A 14,360-nucleotide genomic window follows, 5' to 3' on the forward strand; every position below is an offset into this window, starting at 1 on the left:
CCGGCCGGGTAAAGGACAGGATGCTGAACGTCGCTTCCGACGTGAGAAAGCCCATGCGCAACGCCCTGAAAACTGCACTGTTCATGCTTTCCCTGCTGGTGGCTGCCGACGCGATGGCCCAGGTCCCGAGCCTGGCCAGGTGCACCCGCAGCGCCAACCTGCTGGCCTGCGTGGACGCGGATGGCAACGCCTACAGCGTCAACACCGCCGGAAACACAATCTATCTGCGGGGCTTCGAAATGACTGGAAAGCGCCATTGGGTGCAGACCAACAGCCGCTACGGTCAGCTGGTGTTTTTCACCGGCATCGCTTCCGATGGCGAGGCCTGGGTTGGCTACAACCAGCGCGTCGGATGGACCACGATCAACCGGTTTTCGAGTTCCGGTGGTAGCAGCGCGAAGTTCACCTGCAACCGGATCACTGGCTGTTAGGCCCGCACCGGCCAAAAACAGGCTAAGCACAAGGCGCCTGGGTATGACGAAGACCTGCCCATGAAAAAAAGCATCGTTGATTTGATTGATATACTATAACATCTCAAAACAACCTCCACGATGGACCTGCTCATGAATGCGCTGACTCTGCCGGATATCGCCACGCAGGCCTCACGCCAAGCCCTGCCACTGGAGTGGGTGGGCATGTGCGGTATTGCTCTTCCCGTTTTGTTTGATGGCCAACGCTTGAATGCAAAGGCTGATGCGGGCGTGAGCCTCGACGATGGCAATGCGCGCGGCATTCACATGTCACGGCTCTATCTGGCGCTTGAATTGCTGGAGCATGAAAGCCTTTCACCGGCTTTATTGCGGCGGGTTTTGCAGCGTTTTCTTGAGAGTCATGAAGGTCTGTCCAGCAGTGCACACTTAACCATTCACGCCGAAGTGCTGCTGAAAAGACCGGCGCTGATCAGTCCATTGGCAGGCTGGAAAAGCTATCCGCTGAGTATCGAAGCGCGTTTGAAAAACGCGATGTTCCACGTGGAACTAAAAATCGACGTGCCTTATTCCTCAACCTGTCCGTGCTCAGCAGCCCTTTCTCGGCAGTTGATACAGCAGCAATTCGTCGATGATTTCGCCAACAAGTCACTGCAACACGCTGACGTTTTAGCGTGGCTCGGCTCCACGAACGGCATCGTCGCCACCCCGCACAGTCAACGCAGCAGCGCACAGTTGCGCGTACGGCTGGCTGACTTCCTGGATGAGTTGCCTCTGATCGCCATCATCAACGACGCCGAAGCCGCACTCGGCACAGCCGTTCAAACAGCCGTAAAACGCGCCGACGAACAGGCCTTCGCCCTGGCCAATGGTCAGAACCTGATGTTCTGCGAAGACGCCGCACGCCGTTTGAACGCGGCCCTGAAACGCTCCACAGGCATCAATGCCTTCCACATTCGTGTGATCCACACCGAAAGCCTGCACGCCCACGACGCCGTTGCCGAGAGCCGTTTCAACTGGGACAACCTCAACACCCTGTACAACGGGTTGAGCAAGCCATGATCCGCAAGAATCCTTCCGGAGATTTACCGCTGATTGCCGAGTCGGCCTACGTCGACAAGACGGCAATCATTTGCGGCAAAGTGGTGATCGGCGAGAACGTGTTCGTCGGGCCCTACGCAGTGATCCGAGCTGACGAAGTCGACGAGTCGGGCGACATGCAGCCGATCACCATAGGCGCCAATTCGAACATCCAGGATGGCGTGGTGATCCACTCCAAATCCGGTGCGGCGGTGACCATTGGCGAGTTCAGTTCCATCGCCCACCGCTCGATCGTGCATGGCCCCTGCACCGTGGGTAATCGGGTGTTCATCGGCTTCAACAGTGTGCTGTTCAATTGTGTGGTCGGTGACGGTTGCGTGGTACGGCACAACTCGGTGGTCGACGGGCGTGACCTGCCTGAAGCCTTCTACGTGCCCTCCACCACTCGGATCGGCCCCACCACCGACCTCTCACAATACCCGCCGGTAAGCGTCAGTGCTTCGGAGTTTTCCGAAGACGTGGCGCGCACCAACGTCGATCTGGTGCGCGGCTATAAAGCCCTGCAAAACGAGTTCTGACCATGAGCAACGTGCTGATTGCCAATGCCCGACGGGTGAACACACCGATACAAATTGCCTGGCAAGACAAAGGTCTTAATGACAACGGCCAGCAATTAGCACTAGGTTTATCCGATAACGCTCGTTAGCAGCACCCGAGTACGCCGACCATGATCCAGATCACTCTGTCCGATGGTTCATTGCGTGAATACGACCAACCGCTCTCCGTGCACGAGTTGGCCGCCAGCATCGGCCCCGAACTGGCCAGCGCGGCCGTAGCGGGCCGTGTCGATGGTGTACTGGTGGACTGCGAATACATGATCGAGGCGGATGCCAGGGTCAGTATTGTCACCCCCCGCGAGCCGGACGGACTGGAGATCCTGCGCCGCTCCTGTGCCTTGATGCTGGCCATGGCGGTCAAGCAACTCTACCCGCATGCGCAAATGCGTGCGGGAAGGGAGTTGGGCGATGGTTTCTTTTACGAGTTTGTCGTCGAGCGTCCGCTGACTCCGGCTGACCTGCCCCTTATCGAAGCGCGCATGCAGTCACTGGCAGCGACCAATCACTCGATACGCCGTCGGCCACCGCGCGAGGAGGTGTCGATGTACCGTCTGGGGGACACCGAATACCAGAGCCATGGACCGCACGTCCCCACCACCAAAGTCTTGCAGGCATTTGCCCTCGATCACATCAGCGGCACGTTGCAACAACGGATCTATGGCACATGCTGGTCCAGCCATCAGGAACTGCAGCACTGGAGCCTTCCACCCCATGTGGTCGTCGTCAGCATGGATGACCGCCAGACGACTTATGCACAGGCGGTGACCGAATCCTTGCGCCAAAGGGGGGTGCGCGCAAGGGCTGACCTGCGCAACGAAAAAGTCCACTTCAAGATTCGCCAGCACAGCCGGACCGTGCCGTACCTGGTGGTGGTCGGCGAAAAAGAACAGGCCGGAGGGTTTGTCAGTGTGCGCAGCCGAACGGGGGAGGATTTTGGCCGGATGGCTGTCGAGGCGGCGTGTGAGTGGTTGAGTCAGTCGGGGTTATAGGGAGGCTGGATGGACGCCTTCGTCGGATCGCCGCCCGGAGCAAGCCCGCTCCCACACTGGATCTGTGTCGTTCACAAATCCAGTGTGGGAGCGGGCTTGCTCGCGAAGCTTTTAAGCTCTTGGCTTCACCGTACCGCAATCCTGCCCCAACCAGACGGCGCGGGATTCAAGGCTGCCCTTCTGCTGAATGCCGGTGGCGTTGAACGTCCCATTGACCTTGGTGGTGAACTCGCGGTCACTGAGGAATGTCGCCACGCCGGCACCTTGGGCTCTCGGGCAGCTGAAGCGGAATTTCCACTGGTTGCCTGAGCGGTCGGTGATTTCCTGCTTGCAGCCCGACTGCGGATCGGTCAGCGGAATGTTATCGGTCTTGACCTGCTCTGGCGTCAGGCACGCCCGGATCCCTTTGCCTCCCATGGTGATCCCCTGTTTTTCCAGCTGCGCGCGCTGCTCAGGGGTCATCTGGCTCTGGAGCTGACCGAGGATCAATTGCAGGTCCGGCATATTCTGCTCATCGACCTTCATGTTGCTCGTGGTCAGCTCCCACAATCCCGGTTGCAGCATTTGCGCGTGAGCCGCCACAGGAAGTGCCAAACCCAGTGCCATGGCCAAACCCAGCAGACGAACGTTCATCGAGTAACTCCTGATCAGTAGTGGCCGTTAGACGTCAGCCGCAGGCTTCGGTTCATGGGCCAATTAATTAGCGACATTCTGCACGGAACATGGTCTGTTAAGCACTGAATCTTCAGGAGCAAGGCAGCCCCATGGATTATTTCGGACCGCATATTTTCGGTTATACCATCGCCCTGTTGCACTCGCTGGGGATGATCGCGGCCATCCACGCCGTGTTGACCGTCCGTACTGCCCAAGGCTCCATCGCCTGGGCCCTTTCGCTATTTTTCATCCCTTACCTCACGCTGATCCCGTACCTGGTGTTTGGCCGTAGCACCTTCGACGGCTATATCAAGGCCCGGCGGCAGGCCAACGAGCAAATGCGCAAGGCTGTTTCCGAACTAAACTGGCGACCTTGGGTAGAAGAAGCCCTCACCGCCCGCGCTTCCTCGGCGTACGCCTCACTCAGAGCGATGCCGAAGCTGGGACACATGCCGTGCCTGGCCAATAACGAGACGCGGCTGTTGATCAACGGTCAGTCGACATTCGAGGCCATTTTCGAGGCGATCAGCCAGGCGAAAGCAGCCGTCTTGATCCAGTTTTTCATCGTTCACGACGACCGCCTCGGCCAACGCCTGCAAACCCTGCTGTTGAAGAAAGCCGCCGAGGGCGTGGCGATTTACCTGTTGTATGACCGGATCGGCAGCCACTCCCTGCCCCATAGCTACGTGCAGGCCTTGCGTGATGGCGGAGTCGAGGTCAAAGCCTTCGCCACCCGCAGTGGCTGGCTCAATCGCTTTCAGGTGAATTTTCGCAACCACCGCAAGATTGTGGTGGTGGACGGCATACTCGGTTTCGTCGGCGGGCATAACGTCGGTGACGAATACATGGGCGAGAAACCGCCCCTGGCCCCTTGGCGCGATACCCACGTGCAAGTACGCGGGCCGGTGGTGGCCTGCATGCAGGAGTCTTTCGCCGAAGACTGGTTCTGGGTGGCTCGTGCACTGCCGCCGCTGATCCTGCCCGAGGTTTATCCGGAAGACGGCGTGCTCTGCCAGTTGCTCGCCAGCGGGCCGGCCGATGCCTACGAAACCTGTTCGTTGTTCTTTGTCGAGGCCATCCATGCCGCGACCGAGCGAGTCTGGATTACCAGCCCGTATTTCATCCCCGACGAAGCCGTGTTCGCGGCATTGCGCCTGGCAGTCCTGCGCGGAGTGGATGTGCGTCTGTTGTTGCCGTCGCGGCCGGACCATCGAATCGTCTACGCTGCCTCCAGCCTCTACGCCTTCGAAGCCGTGCGCGCCGGTGTGCGGGTGTTCCGATACGAACCCGGGTTCCTGCATCAGAAAGTGGTGTTGATCGACAGCGAAATCAGCGCCATCGGCAGCGCCAACATGGACAACCGTTCGTTCCGGCTGAATTTCGAAGTGATGTTGTTGACCGTCGACCGCGCATTTGCTGCTGAGGTGGAGCAGATGCTCAACGATGACTTTGCCATCGCCCACGAAATCGCCAAGGAAGAAGGCCGGGAGACCCGCCGCGTTCAACAGCTCGGCATGCGAGTCGCCCGGCTGATTTCACCGATTCTTTAAAGGTAGATATCGTCCCGGGTCCATGGCAGTTCATGACTGCCATCGGCGTGGGCCTTCACGGCGAGAATCTGGTGCAGGTTGATCCAGCCGCGGGCGAACGCGTAGGCACAACCGGCCAGGTACAGCCGCCAGATACGCAGGGCTTGTTCCGGTACCAGTTTGGAGGCCGCTTCGAGATTGTCTTCGAGGCGTTCGCTCCAGTGATCGAGCGTACGGGCGTAGTGCAGGCGCAAGCTTTCGACGTCGACGATTTCCAGCCCGGCCTCACTGATTTCCGCAGAAATCATCGACAGGTGCGGCAGCTCGCCGTTGGGGAACACGTACTTCTCGATGAACTCACCGGCACCGCGTCCCACCGGACGGCCATCGGTGTACTTGGCGGTGATCCCGTGGTTCATTACCAACCCGCCCTCTTTCACCGCGCCGAACAAGGTATTGCAGTACTCGGCAAGATTGGCGTGGCCGACGTGTTCGAACATGCCGACGCTGACCACTTTGTCGAATCGGCCATCCTGCGGCAGATCTCGATAGTCGAGCAATTGCAGTTCGACCAGGTCTTCCAGGCCCTCCGCTTTTACGCGCTCCCGGGCCAGGGCCAACTGCTCCTTGCTGAGGGTGATACCGAACACTTTCGCGCCAAACTCCCGCGCCGCGTAACGCGCCAACCCGCCCCACCCGCACCCCACATCCAGCAGATACTCGCCGGGCTGCAGGCGCAGCTTGCGGCACAGATGACGGAACTTGGCTTGCTGGGCCTGCTCGAGGCTTTCGCTGCCGGTCTCGAAGTAAGCGCAGGAATACGCCATGTCGCTGTCGAGCCACAGCTGATAGAACGCGTTGGAAAGGTCGTAGTGGTAGGAAATCGCCTTGGCGTCCGTCTCTTTGTCGTGGACCGTACGGACAGGCTGATTGTCATCGTCTTCGTCCAGCAGCGCCTGGCTCCATTCATCACAGACGCGGATCACGTCGCTGATGGAGCCTTCGAGTTCCAGTTTGCCTTCGACAAAAGCAGCACCGAGGGCATCCAGGCTTGGATGGGTAAACTGGGAGACCATTTGCGGGTCCTTGACCACAATCGTGACGCTGGGCGTCGGCCCCAGATTGAATTCATGGCCGTCCCAGAGTCTCAGGCGAAGCGGTAACTGCAGATTCTGTAAGGCCGGTGGAAGTTGCGCGAGCATGGAGAATCCCCCTTGTTTCAGACGTCTGATCAGAGGGTAGACCATCCTTGAAAAATAGCTGGCTATCGAATTAATAGCCGTTTTCAATGATTCGCGACGCCTGAACCTGCCGCCGCGAACGCAAAAAAATGATGTGCCCTCACTTCCAATGACTACACACCACGCTGACAGTTCTAAAAATTTGAAGACGCGTAATCACCCGGTCTAGAGCATTCGCCTTCAGACTTCGTCCTTGAGTTTGAGCAATGGCTCCTGAAATCGCAGCAATCGACCGGCATTGCCCAGGACCAGCAAGGTGCTGAGGTTATGCAACAACGCTGCAATCATCGCCCCGGCAGCGCCGAGCCAGCCGAACGCAGCGAAGGCCACAATGGCCAGGGTCCAGCCCAGCCCGATGATCACATTGACCTGCAATGTCTGGCGGCATTGGCGACTCAGGCGCACGCAGGTGCCCAGGCGACGCAGGTCACTGCCGATCAGCACGATGTCGGCCGATGCCAGGGCGATGTCTGCACCGCCCGCGCCCATGGCTACACCGACCACACCCGCCTTGAGGGCCAGTGAATCATTGATGCCATCGCCGACCACCATCGGCCGGAAGCCGCTGTCGATTTCCTTGAGCACGCGGTTGAGTTTGTCTTCGGGCAGAACTTGCGCTTCGACGTTACTGATTCCGACATCCCGGGCGAGCGTCTGTGCGACGCTGTGTCGATCGCCGGTGAGCAACAACTGGCGACCCAGACCCAGTTCACGCAACTCACCCAAGGCAAACTGCGCCTCGGGTTTTACGCTGTCGGCCAGCAACAGCCAGGCAAGAAAATCCCCGTTGAGCGCCAGCCCGGCAATCGGACCATCGTGATCGGGAACCGCCGTTGTACTTATGCCCAGTTGTGCGAACAACTCCGGCCGGCCGAGCGCCGCTTCGCCCTGCCCGGTCATCGCCACCACACCAAGTCCCTGGCGTTCATGAATGTCGGTCAGCAGCAGAAAATCTTCCTGGGCCACCAACCCCGCGAGGGCGCGGCTGACCGGATGACTGCTGGCCGAGCCGAGGCTCGCCGCCAGCGTCAGGACGTGGCTGCGATCCTCCAGCGGGCTGTCGATGGATTGCAGGCGCAAGGTGCCGAAGGTCAGCGTCCCAGTCTTGTCGACCACCAGCGAGGTGAGGTCCGCCAACTCTTCGAGGAACGCAGAACTGCGGATCAGAATCCCGTGGCGTGCCGCTACCGCCACACCCGCAATCGCCGTGGCCGGCGCCGACAACACCAGCGCACAAGGACAAGCCGCCACCAACACCGCGAGCATCGCCTGGGCGTTGTTGGTGATGAACCAGGTTACGGCCGCCAGCAGCAACACCAGCACCATGTAGCTGCCGGCATAGCGCTCGAGCAAGCGGGTAATGGGCGGCTTCGAACGCTCGGCGTTTTGCATCAAGGCAATCACTTTGCCGAGGGTCGACTCATGGCCGGTGCGGGTCACTTCGATTCGCAACAGACCATCGAGGTTGATCGCGCCACCGAACACCGACATGCCGACACCGGCCTCCATCGGTACCGATTCGCCGGTAATGGAGGCGGTGTCCAGACTGGCCTGGCCGGACAACACCCGGCCATCCGCGGGTACCCGGTCCCCGGCGCGCACCTCGACCCGATCGCCGGCCTTGAGCGTGCCGTTGTCGACTTCGATGATGGAGCCGTCCGCCTGAATCTTTCGCGCATGGCTGCGGGTCAGTTTGCCGAGGGCGTGAATCGCCTCCTGCGAACCGATCACGCTGCGCTCCTCCAGCACGTGGCCAAAGATCATGATGATCGGCAACAGGGCCGCCGTCAGCAGATCCCCGGTAGCCCAGGCACCCAGCATGGCCAGGGCAATCAATTGATCAGTGATGCCGTGCAGGCTTGGATAACGCAGGCTGTACCAGGCCGAGCGCATGACCGGTACAGCAACCAGCAACGAAGCAAACCCCAGCAGCAACTGACTGACACCGGTCTGCTCCGGCGCCAGCCAACGCCAGATCAGGCCTAGCGCAAGCAGGCCCAATGCGAGCATGGCCAGGGTCAACTGGCGCGCGGCGCGGCGTTGTTCAGCCGAAGACAACAGGCTCGGTGCGACGGCGGTTTGAGCGGTCATTGTGCAGCTCCCTGAATGATCAGGCGGGAATCGTCTTTGGGATCGACCGTGGTGACTGAACCGGCCTGGCCAAGAATTTTCGGCATGCGCTCGCGATAAATGCGCAACAGCATCTGCGGGTCGACACCTTGCTGCCGGGCCTTGGCCAGGCTCAACACGGTAGCCGTATCGGCAGACGCTTTGGCCAGCCGCTCACTCGCCTGGGCATGGGCCACTTGCAGCGTACGGTCGGCTTGCTCGTTGGCGGCTTGCGTCAGCTTCTCGGCTTCGGTGCGCGCGTTGGCAACGGCCTTGTCGGCTTGCTGGCTGGCGGTCAGAACCGCGTTGAAAGCGTTCACCGCAGGACTGGGCAAACTCGATTGCACATCGACCCGTGCCACTTCGATCCCCAAGCCTTGCCCTGTTGCAGCAAGTTCGGCCAGCCGTTGATTGATGCCCTGCACCAGATCACCGCGCAAGCGCTCGCGTCGTTCCGCCGCCTGGCTATCGGCACCGATCAGTTCCGGACGAGCGACCAGAATGGTGTCCAGATCCCGTGCGGCCGTGAGCGCCAGTGCGCTGCGGGTCACCAGCCGATCCAGAGCCGGCAACACATGTTCGCCCTGAAGCACAAACGCATAGGGCTCGGTGACCTTGTAGAAAACCCGCACATCGAGTTGCACCACGCCGGCGTCACCCGTTAACAGATAGCCGGAGCCTGCGAGGGCATCGCTGATGGGCGTAGCAAAACTGGCCACACGATCAGCCTGCGTCGCGGCATCACTGCGCAACAGACTTTCCACTCGACGCTCGATCACCCGATCCGCCGCCGGCAACAAAATCACTTGCTCGAAGGGTTGCGGCCAAGCCAGAAGCAGCCCGGCATTCTGAATCCGATCCAGCGCACCGAAATGCAAAACCACGGCACGATTTTGTGGATCAATCTGCCGCACATTGGAAAACGCCCAGGCCAAAGCCGCCAATACCGTCACCGCGTACAGGGCAATAAACGCCAGTCGCCCGGCCTGAATCCAGGGGCTGCTCAACTCATTTGTTCCACGTGGAACCAAACTCATGGCTGCGATCCGGACTTGTTGTCGAGGCTCGGCGGACCGTCGACCAACACCCGAAACGGTGCGGCGTCGGTGCGCAGAATCAGCTTGGTCCCCGGTGTCACCACCGTGCCCAGGGTGTCGAGTGAGCGCAGCAAGTTGTAAAGCTGCGGCGACTGCGCATAGGCGCGACCATAAATCTGCGCCGCTTCGACGCGCGATTGCGCTTCGATATCTGCCGCTTTCACTGTGGCATCAGCCTGCACAATTCGCGCATCACGTTCAGCGGCGGAGCGAATTTGAGCGGCTTCACGCTTGCCGACGGCCGTGCGTTCAGTGGCGATGGTTTCACGCTCGGCGCGCATCCGGTCGACGGTCGCGGTGAGCGTTACCGAAGGCAGCGTCAGTCGTTCGATACCGACCTGCAACACGCGCACGCCATAAGTGGTGAGCAACTGCTGATCGATTTGCTTGCGCAGTTGCGCTTCGAAATCGGCGATGCGTACCTGACTGGCATCGGTATTGACCAGGTTCGCCAGATCAAAACTGCTGGCGGTGGTCTCCAGTGCAGAGCCGACAAAGGTACGAATCTGCCGCGCCGCCTCATCAGGCTGGTTCTGCACCGCCCGCATGAAACGTTGCACATTGTCCGGATCGCCCTGCACCTGCCACGCCACATAGGCCTGGACGATGATGCGCAAACCGTCCCGGGTGCCGACATCCTGCAAACCGCTGGACGTGGTGCGCAGTCGCAGATCCACCGGGATCGCCGCCTCGAACGGTGCCGGCCAGCGCCAGCCCAGCCCCGGCTCCAGCAAGACCCGTGAAGGGTTGCCGAAGCGCGTGATCACCGTGGCCTCCCCCGAACGCACCTGCACCAGGCTCGCGGCGGCGACGGCAAACGCCACCAGCAATGCCGCCCAGCCCATGCGGCGCCACGGAAATGGACCGGCCTCTTGCGGGTCGCCGTGGTGATGATGGTGATGGCCGTGGTGGTGATGCCCGCCATGGCCGTGATCGTGGCCGCTATGGTCATCGTGATCGTGCGTCTGGGACTGGCTCAATTGGCGGCTCCTGGCTGAGCGGTTTTACGCGACGGCGCGGGGTCTACCGGCAGCGTGAAAGTACGGAGGTCGATGGTCGGCGCATTGCTGCTGCCGCCCAGGCGATGATCGAGCACCAGCAATCTGGCGTTGGCCAAACCCTGGGACAACTGACTGAAATACTGCTCCAGCACAAAGGCCTGGCCAGCGCTGGCATAGGCTTTCTGCTCGGCGTTGAATTTCAGGTCCGCAGCCTGAGCGCCCGCATTGATTTCACGGGCGCTGGCCGTCGCCTGATCGCGGGCGATGCTGGCCTGCAACTGCGCCTGGTGAGTGGCTTCGGCGGCGGCACCGCGTTCACGGGCAATCAAGGCTTGCGCCCCAATCTGCGCCGCTTGCACGCCGTGATAGGCGTTGGCGGCACCGGCCGGCGGGTGAATCGCCTCGACCACCGTGGCGAGAATCTCCACGCCGCTGTCGAGTTTTTTCAGGTCCGCCTGGACGGCACGGCCGATTTCTTCCGCCAGCCCTACCCTGTCCTCACCCAGTAAACCGTCGAGTGTGCGCGAAGCAAAATCGTGGACCAGGATTCGGCTGGCCGTGCTGCGAATCAACATCGGCACATCGGCACTGTTATAGGTCGCGGCCAATGCCGCCTCATCGCTCAGACCGATGCGATAGACGAAGCGCACATCCATGTTGACGATCTGAAAGCTCTGCCTGTCGGCTCGACTGCTGGCGATCACCTGGGATTTGTCGTTCACATGGCTGGCGTCCCACAGGCGATTGGCAATTGCCGGGGCCGGGCCTTCGGCAGGGTCGGCCTGGGCAGGGTTGGTGGTCTCGCCAACACTGGTGGCCAACTCATGAACCACGCCATTCTCGACGCTCAACACCCGGCCCAATGGCCAAGGCAGGCCTAGATGCAAACCGGGGCCAAACACCTCCACCGGCTTGCCGAATCGTTCATAGATGCCACGCCCTTGCAGCGCAATTTCGTGAATGCCCGTCAGCGACCAGCCAACCAGCGTAACCACCCCAAAAACCGGCAGTAACGCCCGACGCATGTAAGTAAAAGCCCAGATCTGCCGCAGATCTATACCGAAGCGGTTGTGTAATTCGTGCTGCAACGCCAGCAATGGTTGTGGTGGCCAGCGCAGCATGTCGGCGACAAAGCTGCGCGCCAGCAGCTCCGGTTCTAGGCGTTCGTGGCGCGGACTGAATAATGACAACACCGCACGCAGCAACAATTCTGCCGCCACCAGCCCCGGCAACAGTCCGGACAACACCGCCAGGCGTACGGGCCATATCGAGGATTCATCGGCAAACAACAGAGAAAACGCAGCGAGTAGCAGGCTGATGATCGGCACACGGGTCAATTGCGCCAACGCGGCGGCCTCAGGCCATTGCGCGGTGTTTTCCTGCGCCAGATGACGCTCCATCACCAACAGGCCGAAGGCCAATAGCAATGAGCATGCCGCCCCGACAGTGGCCGCCAGCCCCAGTGCTGCCGGGGGCAACGAAAGGTCCCAGGCCTGTTCGACGCCCATTACTGCCAACAATACCCAACCGCCAAGCCACAGCGTCGGGGCGCCAATTTGCCCGAGCAGCTTGTGCGATTGCCGACTGATCCGCTCCAGCAAACGTTCATACCAGCCCAAAGGCTCGGCAGATTCGTCGACAACGACCACCGGCGCCACGGGATTCATGGCGCGGGCACGCCATTGGGCGACCCACCAGGCCGATTGCAAGCCCGCCATCAGCACCACAAACGCTGTACTCAGATTCAGCAACAACGCTGGCCACAACGTTTTCGAGGCGAACAGCGCGGCAAAAAACGCCAGCAACGCACCCACGGTGGCGAGTACGCCCGCACCCATGGCGAACTGGCGCAAACGCCGCCCTTGAATGAACGCCTGCTGAAAGCGCGGCAATCCGGCCAGCGGCGTTTCATCAACATCGAGATCGACTTGCATACCACCCCAGAGCGTCTTCGCTTACCGGACAATTCGTTACGATATAACGGAAATAGTGAAATTTCCGTATTCAAGCGCGCTATCTAAAGATGCCCAACCTGTCGCTAACCTGAAGCCTTGACCGAAAGGTTGTGGCGCCCATATATTACGCCTGTAATATTATTCAGGAACTACTTTTACCCATCCCCTTTCGATCCAGGAGTACATTCATGAGCACTTATGACGTCGTGATACTCGGCGGTGGCCCCGGCGGTTACAACGCGGCGATCCGCGCCGGACAACTGGGTCTGAAGGCGGCCTGCGTGGAAGGGCGCGCCACACTCGGCGGCACCTGCCTGAATGTCGGCTGCATGCCATCCAAGGCATTGCTGCATGCCTCCGAACTGTACGACGCGGCCATGGGCGCGGAATTCGCCAACCTGGGGATCGACGTCAAGCCCAGCCTCAACCTCGCCCAGATGATGAAGCAAAAGGATGAAAGCGTTACCGGACTGACCAAGGGCATCGAGTTTCTTTTCCGCAAGAATAAAGTCGACTGGATCAAGGGCTGGGGCCACATAGACGGCCCGGGCAAAGTCACGGTGACCGACAGCGCCGGCGGCAAGACCGAACTGAGTGCCAGGGACATCATCATCGCCACCGGTTCCGAGCCCACTCCCCTGCCCGGCGTGGACATCGATAACAAGCGCATCCTCGACTCCACCGGCGCCCTGGCGCTGACCGAGGTGCCCAGGCATCTGGTGGTGATCGGCGCCGGCGTGATCGGCCTTGAGCTGGGTTCGGTATGGCGGCGCCTGGGGGCGCAGGTGACGGTGGTCGAGTTCCTTGACCGGATCTGCCCCGGCGTGGACATCGAAGCCGGCAAAACCCTGCAACGCTCCCTGAGCAAGCAAGGCTTGAGCTTCAAATTGAGTTCGAAAGTGACCAGCGCCACCTCCTCCGCCACCGGTGTACAGCTCAGCATCGAGCCTGCCGCAGGCGGCACTGCCGAGTTGCTGGAAGCGGATTATGTATTGGTGGCCATCGGGCGCCGACCTTATACACAGGGCCTGGGCCTGGAGAACGTCGGCCTCGCCACGGACAAGCGCGGCATGCTCGCCAACAAGGGACATCGTACCGAAGCCGCGGGGGTCTGGGTGATTGGTGACGTGACCTCCGGCCCCATGCTCGCGCACAAGGCCGAGGACGAAGCCATGGCCTGCGTCGAACAGATGGTCGGCAAGGCTGGCGAGGTCAACTACAACCTGATTCCCAGCGTGGTCTACACCAAGCCGGAGCTGGCCAGCGTTGGCAAGACCGAGGAGCAGCTCAAGGCTGAAGGCAGGGCGTACAAGGTGGGCAAATTTCCGTTCACCGCCAACAGCCGGGCGAAGATCAACCATGAAACCGAAGGCTTCGCCAAAGTGCTGGCCGATGAGCGCACGGACGAAATCCTCGGCGTGCATCTGGTCGGCCCGAGCGTCAGTGAAATGATCGGCGAGTATTGCGTGGCCATGGAATTCAGCGCCTCGGCCGAAGACATCGCCCTGACCTGCCACCCACACCCGACCCGCTCCGAGGCGTTGCGCCAGGCGGCGATGAATGTGGAGGGGATGGCGACTCAGATGTAAGACTTGAAGCGTTGCAGTGACTGATCTATCGCCTTCGCGAGCAAGCCCGCTCCCACAGGTACAGCGCACCCCCTGTGGGAGCGGGCTTGCTCGCGAATCAGGCGACTCGG

The 14,360-nt window shown here is 60.7% G+C and carries 13 protein-coding genes; 7 read left to right on the forward strand and 6 right to left on the reverse strand.

What is annotated here, in order from left to right:
• Positions 1-53: 53 nt before the first annotated feature.
• The 5 genes from ACEN83_RS30035 to ACEN83_RS30055 all read left to right on the forward strand — a co-directional run bounded on the left by ACEN83_RS30035 (position 54) and on the right by ACEN83_RS30055 (position 3,075).
• Positions 54-431: a glutamine synthetase gene (locus ACEN83_RS30035; RefSeq protein WP_495579111.1), complete on the forward strand. Its 378-nt coding sequence runs from the start codon at positions 54-56 to the stop codon at positions 429-431.
• Between the two features lie 132 nt (positions 432-563).
• Complete coding sequence (folE2, locus tag ACEN83_RS30040; RefSeq protein ID WP_495579112.1) at positions 564-1,490, forward strand: GTP cyclohydrolase FolE2; 927 nt, start codon at positions 564-566, stop codon at positions 1,488-1,490.
• On the forward strand, positions 1,487-2,047 hold the full coding sequence (locus tag ACEN83_RS30045; RefSeq protein ID WP_495579113.1) for a gamma carbonic anhydrase family protein: 561 nt from the start codon (positions 1,487-1,489) through the stop codon (positions 2,045-2,047). The genes folE2 and ACEN83_RS30045 overlap by 4 nt, the downstream gene beginning before the upstream one ends.
• A 2-nt stretch (positions 2,048-2,049) precedes the next feature.
• Positions 2,050-2,175 (forward strand): hypothetical protein, encoded by a 126-nt coding sequence (locus ACEN83_RS30050; RefSeq protein ID WP_495579114.1) that lies wholly within the window; start codon positions 2,050-2,052, stop codon positions 2,173-2,175.
• Positions 2,176-2,196: 21 nt separating this feature from the next.
• Complete coding sequence (locus tag ACEN83_RS30055) at positions 2,197-3,075, forward strand: His/Gly/Thr/Pro-type tRNA ligase C-terminal domain-containing protein (RefSeq protein WP_495579115.1); 879 nt, start codon at positions 2,197-2,199, stop codon at positions 3,073-3,075.
• Between the two features lie 111 nt (positions 3,076-3,186).
• Here the strand turns inward: ACEN83_RS30055 and ACEN83_RS30060 are convergent, their stop codons facing one another.
• Positions 3,187-3,708 (reverse strand): DUF3617 domain-containing protein, encoded by a 522-nt coding sequence (locus tag ACEN83_RS30060; protein WP_007971671.1) that lies wholly within the window; start codon positions 3,706-3,708, stop codon positions 3,187-3,189.
• A gap of 131 nt (positions 3,709-3,839) precedes the next feature.
• On the opposite strand from ACEN83_RS30060, the gene cls reads away from it, so the two are divergent.
• Entirely contained in the window at positions 3,840-5,279 is a 1,440-nt protein-coding gene (cls, locus tag ACEN83_RS30065) for a cardiolipin synthase (RefSeq protein ID WP_116579810.1), read from the forward strand.
• On the opposite strand, the gene cfaB is transcribed toward cls, so the two are convergent.
• The 5 genes from cfaB to hflK (ACEN83_RS30090) form a co-directional block, all read right to left on the reverse strand.
• On the reverse strand, positions 5,276-6,460 hold the full coding sequence (gene cfaB, locus ACEN83_RS30070; protein ID WP_495579116.1) for a C17 cyclopropane fatty acid synthase CfaB: 1,185 nt from the start codon (positions 6,458-6,460) through the stop codon (positions 5,276-5,278). The two genes, cls and cfaB, sit on opposite strands and share 4 nt — an antisense overlap.
• Before the next feature lie 219 nt (positions 6,461-6,679).
• Entirely contained in the window at positions 6,680-8,590 is a 1,911-nt protein-coding gene (locus ACEN83_RS30075; RefSeq protein WP_495579117.1) for a cation-translocating P-type ATPase, read from the reverse strand.
• A complete protein-coding gene (gene hflK, locus ACEN83_RS30080) occupies positions 8,587-9,645 on the reverse strand; it encodes a protease modulator HflK (protein WP_495579118.1) in 1,059 nt (352 codons plus the stop codon). Before hflK (ACEN83_RS30080) ends, ACEN83_RS30075 begins: the two co-directional genes overlap by 4 nt.
• Positions 9,642-10,685, reverse strand: coding sequence for a protease modulator HflC (hflC, locus tag ACEN83_RS30085; protein WP_495579119.1), 1,044 nt, complete (start codon positions 10,683-10,685; stop codon positions 9,642-9,644). Before hflC ends, hflK (ACEN83_RS30080) begins: the two co-directional genes overlap by 4 nt.
• Positions 10,682-12,640, reverse strand: a complete 1,959-nt coding sequence (gene hflK / locus ACEN83_RS30090) for a protease modulator HflK (protein WP_495579120.1) — start codon at positions 12,638-12,640, stop codon at positions 10,682-10,684. The genes hflC and hflK (ACEN83_RS30090) overlap by 4 nt, the downstream gene beginning before the upstream one ends.
• A gap of 209 nt (positions 12,641-12,849) precedes the next feature.
• Here hflK (ACEN83_RS30090) and lpdA point away from each other — a divergent pair, with 209 nt between their 5' ends.
• The gene (gene lpdA / locus ACEN83_RS30095; protein WP_495579121.1) at positions 12,850-14,250 is read left to right on the forward strand and encodes a dihydrolipoyl dehydrogenase; all 1,401 of its coding nucleotides are present in this window, start codon (positions 12,850-12,852) and stop codon (positions 14,248-14,250) included.
• Positions 14,251-14,360 lie beyond the last annotated feature (110 nt).

The sequence above is a fragment of the Pseudomonas sp. Pseusp49 genome, assembly GCF_059491875.1.

What these genes read in the sequence shown, in the direction of transcription:
- ACEN83_RS30035 (WP_495579111.1), top strand. Translation starts at nt 54, where the DNA reads ATGCGCAACGCCCTGAAAACTGCACTGTTCATGCTTTCCCTGCTGGTG.
- folE2 (WP_495579112.1), top strand. Translation starts at nt 564, where the DNA reads ATGAATGCGCTGACTCTGCCGGATATCGCCACGCAGGCCTCACGCCAA.
- ACEN83_RS30045 (WP_495579113.1), top strand. Translation starts at nt 1,487, where the DNA reads ATGATCCGCAAGAATCCTTCCGGAGATTTACCGCTGATTGCCGAGTCG.
- ACEN83_RS30050 (WP_495579114.1), top strand. Translation starts at nt 2,050, where the DNA reads ATGAGCAACGTGCTGATTGCCAATGCCCGACGGGTGAACACACCGATA.
- ACEN83_RS30055 (WP_495579115.1), top strand. Translation starts at nt 2,197, where the DNA reads ATGATCCAGATCACTCTGTCCGATGGTTCATTGCGTGAATACGACCAA.
- ACEN83_RS30060 (WP_007971671.1), bottom strand. Translation starts at nt 3,708, where the DNA reads ATGAACGTTCGTCTGCTGGGTTTGGCCATGGCACTGGGTTTGGCACTT.
- cls (WP_116579810.1), top strand. Translation starts at nt 3,840, where the DNA reads ATGGATTATTTCGGACCGCATATTTTCGGTTATACCATCGCCCTGTTG.
- cfaB (WP_495579116.1), bottom strand. Translation starts at nt 6,460, where the DNA reads ATGCTCGCGCAACTTCCACCGGCCTTACAGAATCTGCAGTTACCGCTT.
- ACEN83_RS30075 (WP_495579117.1), bottom strand. Translation starts at nt 8,590, where the DNA reads ATGACCGCTCAAACCGCCGTCGCACCGAGCCTGTTGTCTTCGGCTGAA.
- hflK (WP_495579118.1), bottom strand. Translation starts at nt 9,645, where the DNA reads ATGAGTTTGGTTCCACGTGGAACAAATGAGTTGAGCAGCCCCTGGATT.
- hflK (WP_495579120.1), bottom strand. Translation starts at nt 12,640, where the DNA reads ATGCAAGTCGATCTCGATGTTGATGAAACGCCGCTGGCCGGATTGCCG.
- lpdA (WP_495579121.1), top strand. Translation starts at nt 12,850, where the DNA reads ATGAGCACTTATGACGTCGTGATACTCGGCGGTGGCCCCGGCGGTTAC.